The sequence below is a fragment of the Lactobacillus ultunensis DSM 16047 genome (assembly GCF_001436305.1).
Classification (GTDB): Bacteria; Bacillota; Bacilli; order Lactobacillales; family Lactobacillaceae; genus Lactobacillus; species Lactobacillus ultunensis.
The window spans coordinates 41,946-57,335 of record NZ_AZFO01000010.1 but is presented as its reverse complement, the minus strand read 5'-3'; the positions used below and the strand labels follow the sequence as shown (position 1 = coordinate 57,335).

The 15,390-nt window shown below is 34.8% G+C and carries 14 protein-coding genes and 1 riboswitch; of the genes, 10 read left to right on the top strand and 4 right to left on the bottom strand.

The genetic code is table 11. The features are described from left to right. Positions 1-94: 94 nt before the first annotated feature. The 6 genes from FC57_RS04535 (at position 95) to FC57_RS04510 (ending at position 6,874) form a co-directional block, all read left to right on the top strand. Positions 95-1,624: a hypothetical protein gene (locus FC57_RS04535; protein WP_007125655.1), complete on the top strand. Its 1,530-nt coding sequence runs from the start codon at positions 95-97 to the stop codon at positions 1,622-1,624. Further along, positions 1,624-3,807 (top strand): RNA degradosome polyphosphate kinase, encoded by a 2,184-nt coding sequence (locus tag FC57_RS04530; protein ID WP_007125656.1) that lies wholly within the window; start codon positions 1,624-1,626, stop codon positions 3,805-3,807. Before FC57_RS04535 ends, FC57_RS04530 begins: the two co-directional genes overlap by 1 nt. A 38-nt stretch (positions 3,808-3,845) precedes the next feature. Then, positions 3,846-4,781: a Ppx/GppA family phosphatase gene (locus FC57_RS04525; RefSeq protein WP_007125657.1), complete on the top strand. Its 936-nt coding sequence runs from the start codon at positions 3,846-3,848 to the stop codon at positions 4,779-4,781. A gap of 106 nt (positions 4,782-4,887) precedes the next feature. Next, positions 4,888-5,460 (top strand): dihydrofolate reductase family protein, encoded by a 573-nt coding sequence (locus FC57_RS04520; protein WP_007125658.1) that lies wholly within the window; start codon positions 4,888-4,890, stop codon positions 5,458-5,460. A 250-nt stretch (positions 5,461-5,710) separates the two neighbouring features. Continuing rightward, the gene (locus tag FC57_RS04515) at positions 5,711-6,460 is read left to right on the top strand and encodes a hypothetical protein (RefSeq protein ID WP_007125659.1); all 750 of its coding nucleotides are present in this window, start codon (positions 5,711-5,713) and stop codon (positions 6,458-6,460) included. 168 nt (positions 6,461-6,628) lie between these two features. Beyond that, entirely contained in the window at positions 6,629-6,874 is a 246-nt protein-coding gene (locus FC57_RS04510; protein ID WP_007125660.1) for a hypothetical protein, read from the top strand. A 53-nt stretch (positions 6,875-6,927) separates the two neighbouring features. Here FC57_RS04510 and ribH read toward each other — a convergent pair whose 3' ends face one another. From ribH to ribD, 4 genes are read right to left on the bottom strand one after another with little or no spacing between them, the layout of a single operon-like run. Next, the gene (gene ribH / locus FC57_RS04505) at positions 6,928-7,395 is read right to left on the bottom strand and encodes a 6,7-dimethyl-8-ribityllumazine synthase (protein ID WP_007125661.1); all 468 of its coding nucleotides are present in this window, start codon (positions 7,393-7,395) and stop codon (positions 6,928-6,930) included. After that, entirely contained in the window at positions 7,396-8,583 is a 1,188-nt protein-coding gene (locus FC57_RS04500) for a bifunctional 3,4-dihydroxy-2-butanone-4-phosphate synthase/GTP cyclohydrolase II (protein WP_007125662.1), read from the bottom strand. It abuts the gene before it with no gap. A gap of 1 nt (position 8,584) precedes the next feature. Further along, positions 8,585-9,181: a riboflavin synthase gene (locus FC57_RS04495; RefSeq protein WP_007125663.1), complete on the bottom strand. Its 597-nt coding sequence runs from the start codon at positions 9,179-9,181 to the stop codon at positions 8,585-8,587. Next, entirely contained in the window at positions 9,174-10,232 is a 1,059-nt protein-coding gene (gene ribD, locus FC57_RS04490; RefSeq protein WP_007125664.1) for a bifunctional diaminohydroxyphosphoribosylaminopyrimidine deaminase/5-amino-6-(5-phosphoribosylamino)uracil reductase RibD, read from the bottom strand. Before ribD ends, FC57_RS04495 begins: the two co-directional genes overlap by 8 nt. A gap of 111 nt (positions 10,233-10,343) precedes the next feature. Then, positions 10,344-10,455, bottom strand: a riboswitch (FMN riboswitch). Between the two features lie 134 nt (positions 10,456-10,589). Between ribD and FC57_RS04485 the strand changes: the two genes are divergently transcribed. The 4 genes from FC57_RS04485 to FC57_RS04470 all read left to right on the top strand — a co-directional run bounded on the left by FC57_RS04485 (position 10,590) and on the right by FC57_RS04470 (position 15,293). After that, complete coding sequence (locus tag FC57_RS04485; RefSeq protein ID WP_007125665.1) at positions 10,590-11,204, top strand: MarR family winged helix-turn-helix transcriptional regulator; 615 nt, start codon at positions 10,590-10,592, stop codon at positions 11,202-11,204. Between the two features lie 20 nt (positions 11,205-11,224). Next, a complete protein-coding gene (locus FC57_RS04480) occupies positions 11,225-12,187 on the top strand; it encodes a LacI family DNA-binding transcriptional regulator (RefSeq protein WP_040529441.1) in 963 nt (320 codons plus the stop codon). Between the two features lie 130 nt (positions 12,188-12,317). Beyond that, positions 12,318-13,799, top strand: a complete 1,482-nt coding sequence (locus FC57_RS04475; protein WP_007125667.1) for a family 1 glycosylhydrolase — start codon at positions 12,318-12,320, stop codon at positions 13,797-13,799. Between the two features lie 156 nt (positions 13,800-13,955). Further along, positions 13,956-15,293: a dihydrolipoyl dehydrogenase family protein gene (locus tag FC57_RS04470; protein ID WP_007125668.1), complete on the top strand. Its 1,338-nt coding sequence runs from the start codon at positions 13,956-13,958 to the stop codon at positions 15,291-15,293. Positions 15,294-15,390: the final 97 nt, after the last annotated feature.

Here is a 15,390-nt window from a genome sequence, read left to right as displayed (position 1 = left end):
ACGATTTAACTAGCACCACGCGTAAAATTAATATATAATTTTCTTAGAAAGAATATTATTAAAAAATGAATTGTATCTATGGGTGAAAATAATAATGAAAAAAGCTTTATTTGGTATGATTTACATGTCTTCTTATAAGATTCAACTCAATATCGTTGATTTACATGACCTTACGATCCTCGAAAAGATTGATTCACCATCCTTTGTACAAGCAGATAGTAAGAGTCAAGTGTTCGAACAGGATATGGACAAGATCTGTGACGCTATTGAGGGTTTTAAGTTAAAGTTAGCCGAATATCAAATTAAGAACTACAAGTTCTATGGCAATGAACAGTTAATTGACGAAATGTCAGCTAGTTTTATTGCTGATCAGATTAGAGTAAGAACTGGCTTAAATATTGAATGGCTCAATGGAGGACAAATAGTCTATGCCAAGGTGCTTAGTGGTTTAAAGAGCTTAAATCAAGATATTACAGCAAATAAGTACGAGTCGACCTATTTACTTAGTCTGGGTTCAGCTATGATAAATCTATCTTTATTTAAGAACCATAAGTTTATTTCTAGCTGGAGCCTGCCTTTAGGACCACACGAAATTCAACAATTAGCCGAGATTACTAACGAAACGCCTAATGATCCTATTGATGTAATTAGTGATTATTTGGGAGCTAAAATTGATCATTTGGCTCGTCAAATTAAGGATAGCTCACCTTGCTCAGTAATTATTCAGCACGCAGATGCTTTAAATGCAGCTTTCTTAAAAGAAGAAAACAGTACTAACCAGATCTCACGTGAGGATTTTGATCAATTTTACAATCGATTAATTGAAATGCCTGTTGCCGACATGATTCAAAAGTATCATTTAGAACCAACTGTAGCAGTACATACGATTCCTAATGCAATTTCAATTCATCAGTTTTTATCTCTATTAAATGTAAAAGATATCTATGTGACTGATTTATCGGTAATCACTGGTCTATTAATGTTGGAGGGAAAGAAGTCTCATCAAAAAATTGCTAGCAATGACATTGTGATGACCTCTGCACAGAATATGGCTAGTTGGTATTTGGTCGACATGCACCATGCAAATCAAGTACGTAAATTTGCTTTGCACATTTTTGATCGTTTACGCAAGGTGCATCTCTTATCAAAACAAGCTCGTACTCTGTTAGCTTTAGCAGCAACGGTTGATAATATTGGTAGTTTTGTTAACCAGCAGAGACGTTTTGAACAATCGGCAGAAATTCTGGATGCAAACAAATTGATTGGACTTTCAGATCGTGATAATGAGATTGTCAGTGAAATTTGTCGTTATCAGACTATTAATGATGATTATAGTGCCCCAGATATTGGTGGTCATCATTACCGTCATTTAGCTCCTGATATACAACTAGAGGTAGCTAAATTGTCTGCTATTTTGCGTTTAGCAACCGCACTGGATGCTTCTCATCGACAAAAGATAAAAAAGATTGTTTTATCTATTAAGACAAACAATCATTTAATTATTCATGCTAAGACTAATTCAGATATTACATTGGAGAGATGGTCCTTTAACAAGAGGGCAAAATTATTTGAAGATGTTTTTGGAATAAAAGTTACGTTAAAGCAAGAGGGTATGAATAGATAATGAGCAGTACATTTTTAAAGAATGAAAAGGAAGAAACTAAACCTTTTCGTAAACCAGAATATTTTAAAAATCGTGAATTAAGCTGGATGGACTTTAATGATCGTGTATTGGAAGAAGCACGAAATAAAGACAATCCTTTATTGGAGCGAGTTAATTTTTTAGGTATCACTCAAAGCAATGTTGATGAATTCTTTATGGTACGGGTTGCTTCATTGCATAAGTTGGTCGCAGCTGGTATAAAAACAACTGATTCTTCCGGTATGACTGCGGAGGAACAATTAACAGAAATCAATAAAAAAGAACACCGTGCTGTTGAAAAAAGATATTCAACTTATTGGCGTTCGCTTTTACCATTGCTAGAAAAGAAGAATATTTTTATCAAGAATGTCAAAGATTTGAATGCTAATCAGTATGAATTTGTTAGACGTTACTTCTCTGATGAACTTTATCCAGTGATTACGCCAATGGCTGATGATACTAACCGGCCGTTTCCATTTATAGCTAATAATTCATTAAATATTGCTGTACGATTAAAAGATACAGAGAGCGACAAGCATGAATATGCAACGATTCGTGTGCCAAATAACTTTAAACGCTTGGTTAAACTGCCAAATGTCGATAATAGTTTTGTACTATTAGAGGATATTATTAAGGAGTTTATTGGTAAGTTCTTCGATGGCTATGAAGTTAAAGAAGCTGCTTGTTTTAGAGTTACGCGTGATATGGATTTAGACGTTGCTGAACGGGATACATCAGACTTTTTACGTAGCGTTCAGAAACAATTGAAGGATCGAGAACATGGTAAGGTTGTCCGCTTGGAAATCGAAAAAGATATGGGCGATAAGTTGCGGACTCGTTTATTTGATAAATTAAAAGTCAATAAAGATGAAATCTATGAAATTTCCGGTCCAATTGATTTAACTGTCTTGAAGAAATTAACTGGGGCTGTTAAGGGACACGATAAATTGCGTTATGGACCAATCAAGGGCTATATTGACCCAGATTTGGAATTATCCAGTGATATTTTTAGTCATATTCGTGAAAAAGATTATTTGGTTCAATATCCTTATGATTCATTTGATGCAGTATTGAATTTTATTCGTAAAGCTGCTCATGATGATCAAGTTTTAGCAATCAAGATGACTCTTTATCGTGTATCTGGAAATTCACCGATTATTAAGTACTTAGGTGAAGCAGCTCAAGCTGGTAAGCAAGTAACTGTTTTGGTTGAAGTTAAAGCTCGTTTTGATGAACAAAATAATGTTCATTGGGCTAGAACTCTTGAACAAATGGGTTGCCATGTCATTTATGGCTTGAAGGGCCTAAAGACTCATACCAAAATCACGTTGGTTATTCGCAGGGATGAAGATGGCATTCGTCGCTATGTCCACTTGGGTACTGGTAACTATAATGACGTTACTGCCCACTTCTATACTGATATGGGTATTTTCACTTCCCGTCGTGAATTTGGTGTAGATGCAACTAATCTATTTAATATGCTGTCGGGGTATTCTCGGCCGCCATATTTTAACCAATTACGCATTTCGCCAAAGCATATTCGTGAGTTTATCAATGAAAAGATCGACAATGAAATTGCAATTGCTCAAGCGGGACGAAAAGCCGAAATTCACATGAAAATGAATTCTTTATCGGATCCTGAAATTATTGCCAAATTATACCAGGCTTCTCATGCAGGAGTTAAGATTCATTTAATTGTGCGTGGAATATGCTGTTTAAGAACAGATATCCCCGGAATTAGTGATAATATTGAGGTACATTCGATAGTTGGGCGTTTGCTTGAGCATAGTCGAATTTATTATTTCTATAATGATGGCAATCAGGAAATCTATCTTTCAAGTGCTGACATGATGAAGCGTAATTTAAATCGTCGTGTTGAAACTCTTTTTCCAGTTTTGCAACCTGACCTTAAGCAGAGAGCAATTGATATTTACAACACTATGTGGTCGGACAATGTAAAAGCACGGGTGTTACATAATGATGTTTACACGATGATTGATCGTCGTGGCAAGAAGATGGTTAATTCACAAGAGATTTTCATTCGTCAAGCTGAGGAAAAGGTACGGGCATTAAAGGAAAAGAAGAAAATGGATAGAGAACCTGATACCTTTGAAGTAATGCGCAGAGAAGACAATGATTTAACCCTTGACGATAAGGATGAGTGATTTTTATACTGCGTACAGATTAACTAAAGGAGTAAATTATGACGAATTTAGTTGTAATCGATCTGGGTTCAAACTCAGTCAGAATGCAGATTTCACAAATTGATGAATACGGCGGCTATAGTGTTCAAGGATATTATCGTGAATACGTTCGTTTGTCTGAAAATATGGGTAAGGAAAAGACTCTAAAAGATGAGCCAATGAAACGAACAATTGCTGCTTTAAAAGAATTTAAAGCTAAATATACCCAATATGACCATGTGATAGTCAAAGCCGTTGCGACTGCAGCTGTAAGGCAAGCAAAGAATCAAGCTGATTTTTTAAAAATGGTGAAAGAACAGGTTGGCATTGATTTAAGTGTAATTTCAGGAAGCACTGAAGCATATTTAGACTATGTTGGAGTGATTAATACTTTACCTGTCAGAAATGGGATCATCATGGACTGTGGTGGCGCATCGACAGAGCTAATTTGGGTGCAGAACGGTGAATGCAAGGAAAGAGTTAGTGTCCCAATTGGTGCGGTTTTGCTTTCACAAAACTATAAATTGTCTGATAAGATAAGTGCCAGCAACCTTTATAATGCTATGAACGCTGCTGGACAGAAGATTTCTACTGTACGTTGGTTGGGCGAGGTACATAATCTGCCACTGATTGCGTTGGGTGGCAGCAACCGGACGATTGCGAAGATTCATCGCCGGGAGTTAACTGATGAAGTTGATGAGTTGCCTGATATTCATGGGATGCATTTGCCACCAAAATATATTTTTGACTTAGTAAGCAAATTAATTTCTATGGATAAAGATGAGAGAATGAAAGTTCCAGGTTTAGCTAAGAATAGGGCTGACGTTATCATCGGCGGTCTAATTCCAATTAGCTTAGTCTTACAGAACTTGCAGATTAGTGAGGTCATTTTCTCTAACTGTGGCTTACGAGACGGTGTATTATATGATTATTTACGCGAAAATAGGAAGGCGTAAAGTCTTAATATAATTAAAGTGCATAGTCAGCTATTCTAGATAAGTATTGGTCATTATTAATCCTAGATGTTAAATTGTATTTGACAAAGATAGAAGGGACAAAATAATGAATAAACCTTATATTATCGTACACATGATGACTTCAGTAGATGGCCGTATTGATTGCGGAATGACTGCACAGCTGAAGGGTAACAGTGAATATTATTCGACTTTAGATACTATTGGTGCACCAACTCGGGTTAGTGGTCGTGTAACGGCTGAAACCGAAATGGCAGAAGGCAGTTTTAATACTAAATCTAAAGAAAAATTGGATAAAATTACATTTCAAAAGAATGCTGTTGCTAATTCATATAACATTGTAACTGATTCCAAAGGTCGAATGATTTGGGAGACGGAGACTAGTTCTGTTTTTCCACACTTGATTTTAACCAGTGAAAATGTTTCAAAGGAATATATTGACTATCTTAATTCTAGAAATATTTCTTGGATCGCAGCTGGTAAAGAACATGTTGATTTGAAGAAAGCAATGGAGATTTTAAACAAAGAATTTAGAGTTGATCGCTTAGCAGTTGTAGGTGGTGGCCGAATTAACGGTGGTTTCTTGAAAGCTGGTTTAGTAGATGAAATCAGTATTTTAGTTGGACCAGGCGTTGATGGTAGAACTGGTCAGCCAGCTTAACTGATAATCATCCGTTGCTATTGAAGTTAAAGAGTGTAAAAAGCTATGCTGATGGTGCTGTTTGGCTTAGGTATTTAACTAATTAAAATTAAACTGGGATCTAAAAGTGTGATGCTTTTAGGTCTTTTTTCGTTTTTAAATTAATAAAGAATATGTTTAATGAAAATTATTTGTAGTAAACTCAAATTAGAAATGTTGGTACAAATTTCAATACAGTTTTCTATTTGTAATAATACGAGAAGGTGTAAAGATGAGAAAACATTTTATCGTCGCCTTGATTTCTAGTTTAAGTTTAATTGCCTTTTTGGGTATTGCTTCTCCTGTTCAAGCAGCGAAAGTAACGAAGATCACAGTTACTAATTCAGCTCCAATGCGAACTATTACTGGAATACGTAATAATTTGCTCGAACAATACAATTTTAAATACAACCAAAAAGTTACTGACTTAAAGACCAATATTGGAAGAATCAAGTCTGCTGAAATCACTGATTTTTTCTGGGCACCATATCTAGATAAGCCAATTATGGTGACTGAAAAAGATTTCAGTCCAAATAATGTTTATATTGGTCGCGCCTATATCACGATTAATCATTTAAATAAAAATAAATGGTATACCTTTATCGGTCCAACCTGGAATTTAGACGATTCAACTTTACAAAAGATTACGGCTAAACCAAACAAAAAAGGTGAAATTAAGTATCTGGCTAGTGATTATTACTTTAACTTTGATTCACCGATTAAGACTAAAAAGGATGTGTGGTTTAACCAAAGACATCCCCATGCGCCAGCTTTGACAAGATTGAAAAAAGTTTATCGAGTAAGAGCTGGCAAGAGAATACAAACAGTTTCTGATCACGGACAATTAACTGATAGGTATCTAAAGGGAAATCGGAGTTATCATTTTGTAGCCAAAATGCATATTAAAAATTGTGGTCTCTGTTACCAATTACGTGATAAAACTGGGGAACAATACTGGATTTCTAAAAAGTATTTGAAATAATATCAAATGAGTCAATATTATTCGTCTTTTCTCTATGTTTATGTCATTTATGCAACCGGTTCAATTAAATTAGGAACAATCTTTAATAAAGCACAAATTGTGCGTAAGCATGTGATATAATCAGAAATAAAGACTACTTTATAAATTTATGGAAAGCGACTAATAAACATGGAGAATTATATTTGGGTTGTTTCAGAAATTAATGTTGACGAGCCAGTTCCAAAAATAAAATGTTTTAAATATAAGAATTATGCAGCCTTTTTATTCGATAATCGTATTAAAGAACTGACTAAGCAGTATGACTACACGCAAGAATTTAAGAAAGATGAATCTTTTACACGTATCTTTGGTAGTCAAGAAAATGACGAAATTAAGATTGTCTTACAGATGTTAAGAAAAGAATTGCATAGTTAATAAAAACAACTGTTTTACCCATATTACTTAATGAGTAAAACAGTTGTTTTTTATTATTTATTTAATTGATCATTGAGAGAAATCATTTCTAATAAACTTTGTGCTGTAGATGAGCCTTCATTACCTGCTTTCAGTCCGGATCGTTGTAATGCCTGTTCAATATTTTCTGTAGTTAGAATTCCAAAGGTAATAGGGATTTTTGCTTGTAAATTCATTTGCATTATTGCACCAGTTACATTTTGAATAATCATTGAATAATGATCGGTTTCACCTTTGATAACGGCACCCAAACTCATAATACCGGCGTATTTATTGCTGTTCAGTAATTTTTGAGTGGTAAAGCCAATCTCAAAGGCACCCGGTACCCAAAAAACATCAACATCGGACTCTTTGATACCAAACTGTTTTAACGTTTCTTGAGCTCCTAAAACCAAATTTTTAGTAACAATTTCGTTGAACTTGGAAACAACAATAGCAATTGGACCGTGAATGTTTGTATAATTACCTTTATATTCATTCATTTATTCTGCCTCTTTCAATTTTAGTAAGTGATGGAACTTTTCTTTCTTGGTTTTTAAGTAAAACAAATCAAACTTATTTGGCTTGATTTCTAGCGGTATGCGTTGATTGATAGTAATACCGTAATCTGCTAATTGATCAATTTTATCTGGATTATTGGTTAACAAATCCATGACTTTAATTCCAAGGTCTTTAAACATTTTTGCTGCAACATCGTAGTTACGCTCGTCTGCTTTGAATCCTAATAATTCATTGGCTTCATATGTATCATGTCCTTGATCTTGTAAAGCGTAGGCACGTAATTTATTGGTCAAACCAATTCCGCGTCCTTCCTGGTTGAGATACAGAATTACACCAGAGCCATTTTCTTCAATTTTTTTCATAGATTGATGAAGTTGAGGACCACAATCGCAACGTTTAGAACCAAAAGTGTCACCAGTTAGACACTTGGAATGAACACGAGTTAGTACTGGTTTGCTAGGATCAATATTACCTTTAATTAAGGCAACATTGCCATGTCCATAACTTTTAATTTTGAATTCACCGTATTCAGTTGGTAGATTTACAAAGTCTGTAAGTTTACTCGCTGGAGAATTAATGTATTCTTGCAGTTCGGCGATGGTTAAAAAAGGCATATGATATTCTTTAGCGATTTGTCTTAATTGTGTACGTCTAGCCATATGACCATCTGGTTTCATAACTTCGCAGATATATGCTACTTCCGGTTCTCCAGCTAAGTGGGCCAATGCAATTGAAGCTTCAGTATGACCATTTCGCTGTTTGATTTGATCATCTTTAGCTACCAATGGGAAACAATGACCTGGTCTGAAGAAATCTTCAGGTTTAGAATTGGGATTCGCAATTGCTTTAATAGTCGTTGCTCGGTCATATGCAGAAATACCGGTAGTAGTAGTTTTGTAATCAACACTGATAGTAAAGGCGGTACCATATGGGTCAGTGTTGTCTTGTTGCATTTGTGGCAACTTTAGTCTTTCTGCAATTTTCTTGCTTACTGGAGTACAAAGCAAGCCACGAGCGTGCTTTGTCATAAAGTTTACATTTTCTGGTGTAACCTTTGAGCCTAGGCCAATCATATCGCCCTCTGATTCGCGGTCTTCATCGTCAGCCACGATTACTAAACCGCCTTTTTTCATCCAATCGATAGCATTTTGAATTTTTTTAACATCCATTTTAATCTCTCTTTTCTAAATTTTGCGCAACATATTTTCCTAGAATATCGGTTTCGATATTGACTTCTGAGCCTTCTTTTAAATCTGATAAATTAGTTTCATCTTGTGTGTGGGGAATTAATCCAACTGAAAAAGTATTATCTTTAGTATCCATAACAGTTAGTGAAACACCGTTGATCGCAATACTACCTTGTGGCACAATTTGATTTTCCAGGCGTGTAGGGAATTTAAACCAGATTTCAATTGCATTTTCATTTGGAATAATCCTTTTTACTTTAGCAACATCATCAACATGACCGGTAACGATGTGGCCCTCTAACCGTTGTCCAATTTCTAATGATTTTTCTACATTAAGCTGATCACCAGTCTTTAGATTTTTAAAAGTAGTCTTTTTATAGGTTTGGGGCATCATTGTGACTTGAAAACTATCTTCTGTAAATTTTTCAACTGTTAGGCATGTTCCATTAATTGCAATTGAATCTCCAATTTTTAAGTTTTTAGTAAAATCAGGAATGCAACTTACAGTTAATAAAATTGTTTCATCGTTTTTAATAATATTTTTTATGTGAGCATCCCCACGAACTAAACCACTAAACATTTATCTCACCGTCAATTCTTATATTGTTATTTAGGTTTTCAATTTGTACATTATGTAAATTGAGATTACCTCTTGGTAAAACTCCAGCTGGCCCGGCACTTCCTAAAAAAGTAGGGGCAATATAGTCGATCAACTCATTAGCTAAGTCTTCATTCAAAAATGATCTGGCTAAAGTGGGACCACCTTCGACATAAATTGATTGAATTTCCCTTTGAGCTAGCTTATTAACTACTTCACTCAATTCATTACTTTTCATCAATAAAACTTGAATATTATCATTGAATTTTTTCCGTATTAAATCCTTGTTTTGAGTGAAAATCCAGGTTAGACTTTGATGATCGGTTAAGACTTTCAAATCTAAATGATTTAAAAGTCTCCCACGACGATCAACAATAACTCTAATTGGTGGATAGTCGGTCTTAACTGATGTAAGTAGTGAAGGATCGTCAATAATTGCAGTACTTGAACCAATCATGATTGCCTGATAATTTGCACGTTCTTGATGTACTCTGAAGTAAACTGACTGGTTAGTGATATTCGTACGAGTATTCTTATTTTGACTAACACGGTAATCCAGACTCGTAGCTTCTTTGATGGTGATCCACGGTTTATTATTTCGGTAGAAGTAATTATAGAATTTATTAAGTTCTTCAATTTTGCTAGTTAAAACTCCGGTTTTAACTTCTATATTGTGACTTTTTAATTTAGCAATTCCTTTACCAGTAACCAACTTATGCGGATCTACTTGTCCAATAACTACTCGCTTGATCTTACTTTTTACAATTAAATCAGAGCAGGGAGGCTGTTTTCCATAATGATTGCATGGTTCAAGAGTGACATATAAAGTTGAATTAAATAATTGTTCTGGGGTTAGTTTTGAAATGGCATCGCGTTCAGCATGATTTTGACCATAATGAATATGGTGTCCGGTAGCTAGTACTTGATTATTTTTAACGATCACAGCACCAACCATTGGGTTTTTCCAAGTCTGAAAGCGACCTTTTTTAGCTTCTTGTAAAGCCAAGTTCATATAATACTGATCTTTTTCCATTTAAAATCACTTCCTAACAGAACAAAAAAGACCTCGGAATACTCCGAGGTCGAAATAATAGAATTCATTATCAAAATAATTTATTGCACGACAAAAAAAGGGGTACAAAAAATTATTCTTCTTCCATCTAGACTATACTATCGGTGCCATAAGGACTCCACCGCCAAAACGGGTTGCGGACTTTACCGCCGGTCGGGAATTTCACCCTGCCTCGAAGAACAATATTTAATTCCCTTTCAAGATAAAGCGGTTTTTTCTATTTGTCAAATGTAAATTTTTATACAGGTACCTGTATCATTATGCTTGAAAGTAATCTACAGGTACCTGATACAAAAATAGAAGACAGGAGAAATTAACATGAATAAAGATTTAAGAATGGATTTTAATGATAAGATGATGGGATTAATACATGCAATGCGTAGATTCCATATGTTTGCTCATCGTGGAGCTAGTCCACTACAAGACGTAAGTCGTGGCCAAGGAAGAATTTTGGCAATGTTGAAGATTAAGCCAAATTTGACAACTAGGGATTTAAGTTATTTGTTGGGTATTAGACAACAATCACTCAATGAGAGTTTAAAAAAATTGGAGCGTGAAGGATATATCACACGTCAACCTGATCCTACAGATCGACGTGTAATGCGGATAGATTTAACTGATAAGGGTAAAGAAGTTAAACAGATTATAAACGAAACAGATGATGTACTTAATGAGTTTAGTGACGAAGAATTAGAACAATTTGGTTCTTATGTGGATCGTTTAAAAGATGCTTATGGTAAACGTATTTCTGCAGAAGCTGGACCAGAAGATCAACAGTTCTTTGATGAAATGGAAGAAAGGATGGAGGCTATGCGTGAAAGAATGGGAGATAACGATTTTGATGAAATGATGCATCGCTGCCGTCATATGGGAATGCCAATGGGGATGCCTTTTGGAGGGATGCATCATAGACGCCATGGCTGTGGTTGTTAACTTATGAACTGGAGATTAAATTGACCAATATTTTTGATGTAGCTCGAAAAGCTGGAGTTTCAAAGTCAACTGTTTCTCGTGTTTTCAGCCATGGCTATGTAGCTGATGCAACGAGAAGAAAAGTGATTTTAGCAGCTAATGAGCTGAATTATGTTCCATCTTTATTGGCAAGACAGTTACGTGATCAAAAGACCAGAACTATCGGTTTTATAGCAAAAAGCTATTATCCTTCTGTGGGTGTTTTGCTTAACTTTGTTACTCATTTTGCTGAAAGAAAAGGATATAACGTTACTGTTTACTTTACTAAAAGTAAAAAAGATGAAATTAGGATCTTAGATAATTTTCGTTTACATGCTTTAGATGGATTGTTCTTTGTCGCTAATCGTAATGATTGGTCGTTTATTGAAAGATATGCTAAGTATGGACCGATAGTTACTTGGCGAAGAATAAAGAGTAATAAAGTTTATTCTTCGTTTATAGATCATTACCCTTTGTATAAAGAAATTTTAGAGTATATTTATAATAAGTATGGCGTTCAGAAAGTTGGACATATTCTTAATGATCCTACTAAAAACAATACTAAGGCAAGATTAAAAGCCATTAATGCAATTGATCAAAAATATCCCAACGCGGATAATCAATGGCAACTCTTTTATCCTGAACAAGAAGGAGCGGGGGAAAAAGCAGCTAATAAGTTTTTGAATAATCGGGATGCACCCAAAATAATTGTTGCTTATTCTGATTATGTGGCCGCAGAATTTATTTCAAATCTTCACGCTCAAGGATTAAGGGTGCCTAACGATATAAAAGTTTTTGGTTTTGATAATAGCGATTTTGGTAAATTCATGAATATTTCGACTATTGATACTTGTCTGAATTTACAAGTAAAGAATGATGTAAATTATATTATTTCGAATCTCGAACAAAAAGATTTTTATAAAGAAGAGATACATCCACGTTTAATTAAAAGAAGCACTTGTTAAAAAGTTGTAGTTATTTACAACTTTTTTTTATTTTGTCCTTGACCTGGGAATGTTCCCATAAAGTAATATAAAAATGTCAGATATGAAGCCGGTTTCATAATTTAAGAAATGATGTTAAGGAAGGTCAAAAATGAGTAATTTTCCAAAGAATTTTTTATGGGGTGGCGCAACTGCCGCAGATCAGTATGAAGGTGCATATGATGCCGATGGTAAGACTTTATCAGCTTCAGACATCTTACCTTTATCAGGTAATGGCAGAAAGTGGGCATTAGATCATCCACTTGAAGCTGCTAAAAAAGACTATGGCTTTCATCCAGCTCGTAAAGGTGTTGATGGTTATCATCATTGGGAGGAGGACCTAAACTTGTTAGCTGGTATGGGCTTTAATGTTTATAGAATGTCAGTTTCATGGCCAAGAGTCTTTCCAGAATATGGTATGAATAAGCCAAATGAAGAAGGACTTAAGTTTTATGATAAAGTCATCAAAAAAGCTCGTGAACTTGGGATGGACATTATTATGACTATTGATCACTTTGATACTCCGTTCTGGGCTACTGAACAGTTTAATGGCTGGACTGATCGGAGAATGATCAATGAATATATAAAATTGGCAAAGACCTTATTTACTCGTTACCGTAACGAAGTAAAGTACTGGATTACTTTTAATGAGATTAATGCACTTCTGAATTATCCATTATTTGCAGGTGGTATCGATATTTCTAAATGTGAAAATCCTTTACAAGCACGTTACCAAGCTGCTCATAATCAACTAGTAGCATCTGCTAAGGTGGTTAAATTAGGTCACGAAATTAATCCTGATTTTATGATTGGAAGTATGATTGCGGGTATTGTCAATTATCCAAATTCTCCATATCCTCAAGATGCATTGGAAGCACAAGAAACTACTAGAAAATCATATTTCTTCCCAGATGTTCAAGCCCGTGGATATTATCCTTTGTATGCTAAACGTTTCTTTAAAGATAATAATATTCACTTACAGATTGAAGATGGTGATCTTGAAGCATTAAAGCAAGGAACGGTTGATTTTGTATCCTTTAGCTATTATTCATCAAGCGATGTTTCAACCGATTCTCGAATTAAAGCTAAGAAAACCGCTGGCAATTTTTCTTCAGCTAACTCTCACAATGATGGTGGGACAGTTACTTGGGATGCAGCTAATACTGTAATCAATCCATACCTTGAATCGAGTTCATGGGGCTGGGCAATTGATCCAATCGGTCTACGTTACTTGCTAAATGATATTTATGATCGTTATCAAAAACCAGTAATGGTTGTTGAAAATGGCCTTGGTGAACATGATACATTGACTCAAGATGGTAAGGTTCATGATACTTATAGAATTAAGTATATGAGTGAACATATTAAGCAAATGGGATTGGCAATTCATGATGGTGTTGATTGTCTAGGCTATACCATGTGGGGACCAATCGATATTATCGCTAACTCCACTGGTGAAATGTCTAAACGCTATGGTTTTATCTATGTTGATCGGAATAATGAAGGTGAAGGAACTAATACGAGAATTAAGAAAGATTCCTATGAATGGTACAAGAAGGTAATAGCTTCAAATGGTAAAGATGTAAGTTATTAATAAAGAGTTTAATCAGTTATTATTAAAATTTCCCCTTGTGGTCATGGTTAATTAATCATAACCACTTATATTTAATAAGCAACATTCTTGTGCTTAAGTGAATAAGAAGCTATATTTAACTTATAAATAGTAAGTTAAAAGAAGAAGGTACAAAATATGAAAGAATACGATTTTATTGTTATTGGTGCAGGCCCAGCAGCTATAAATTTTTCAAAAAATATGAAAAATGCTGAGAAGTCTATTTTGGTTATTGAAGGGGATAAGTTTGGTGGTACGTGTCCTAACTACGGATGTGAACCAAAGATCTTCTTGGAAGGGGCTGTACGTAATGTTTTAGGAAGCCAAGCTTTATTAGGCCGTGGAATTGAACAAGTTAGTCGTATCAATTGGGCTAAGTTGATGCAGACTAAGAAAGTTATTTGGAAGACTGTCCCTCAAGGTGAAGAAAATAACTTTAAGAAACAAAATGTAGAAACTCTTTATGGCTTAGCTAGCTTCGTAGATAATCATACTGTTGAAGTTAACGGACAAAAATATAAAGCTGACAAGATTATTATTGCTACAGGAGAGAAGCCTCGTAAGTTGAACTTCCCAGGAAACGAGTATACACATAACAGTAATGATGTACTCGATTTAGATAAGTTGCCAAAAACCGTTACTTTCATTGGCGCGGGAATTGTTTCAATGGAATTGGCTACAGTTTTATCAGCCGCAGGAGCTGATGTAAGTATTGTCGAGTTCCTTGATCGACCAATGAAGGCTTTTTCAAGTAAGCACGTTTTAAATACTGTCGCAGAAATGAAAAAGCGTGGTATTAAGTTTTACTTTGGTCAAGAAGTTTCTGAAATTAAAAGGGCTGAAAATAGTTTTACTGTAATTACTTCTAAAGATACTCAAATACAAGCGGATTATGTAGTAGATGCTAGTGGACGAATTGCCAATATTGATCGCCTCAAGTTGGAGAATACAGATGTGAAGACGGATAAACATGGTGTGATTGTTAATGATCATTTACAAACCGCTGCTGATAATATTTATGCTCTTGGAGATGTTATTTCTAAGAAAGAACCTAAGCTAGTACCAACTGCTAAATTTGAGGCAGAATATTTAACTCATGCTTTCATTAATAATGATAATACTCCAATTAAGTATCCAATTATTGGTTCTTCTGCATTCACTTTCCCACAAATTGCTCAAGTTGGTGTTAATGTGGATGAAGCTAGAGATAATGTGGACTATACCGTTAAAGATATTGATAAGTTAAGTCATTCTGATATGGAATACGCAGGACGGAATGATCAATCCGCTAAATTGAGTCTAGTCTTTAACAAAAAAGGTGAGTTAGTTGGAGCTGCGGAAAGTAGTCAGACTGCTGTTAATGATATTAACGGTTATATTCCTTTAATTGGATTACATGTTACTAAGCAACAAATTCATGATAATTATCAATTAATTTTTCCTGCAGTTAGTTTCAAAACTGAAGCAACTATCTAAATTAAATACACTTTAAAAAATCTGTATTCAAGCAATAAGCCAATTCTTTGATTTGTATTACAATAGCGGTTTACACTTAAACTGCAAGTTTATTCGA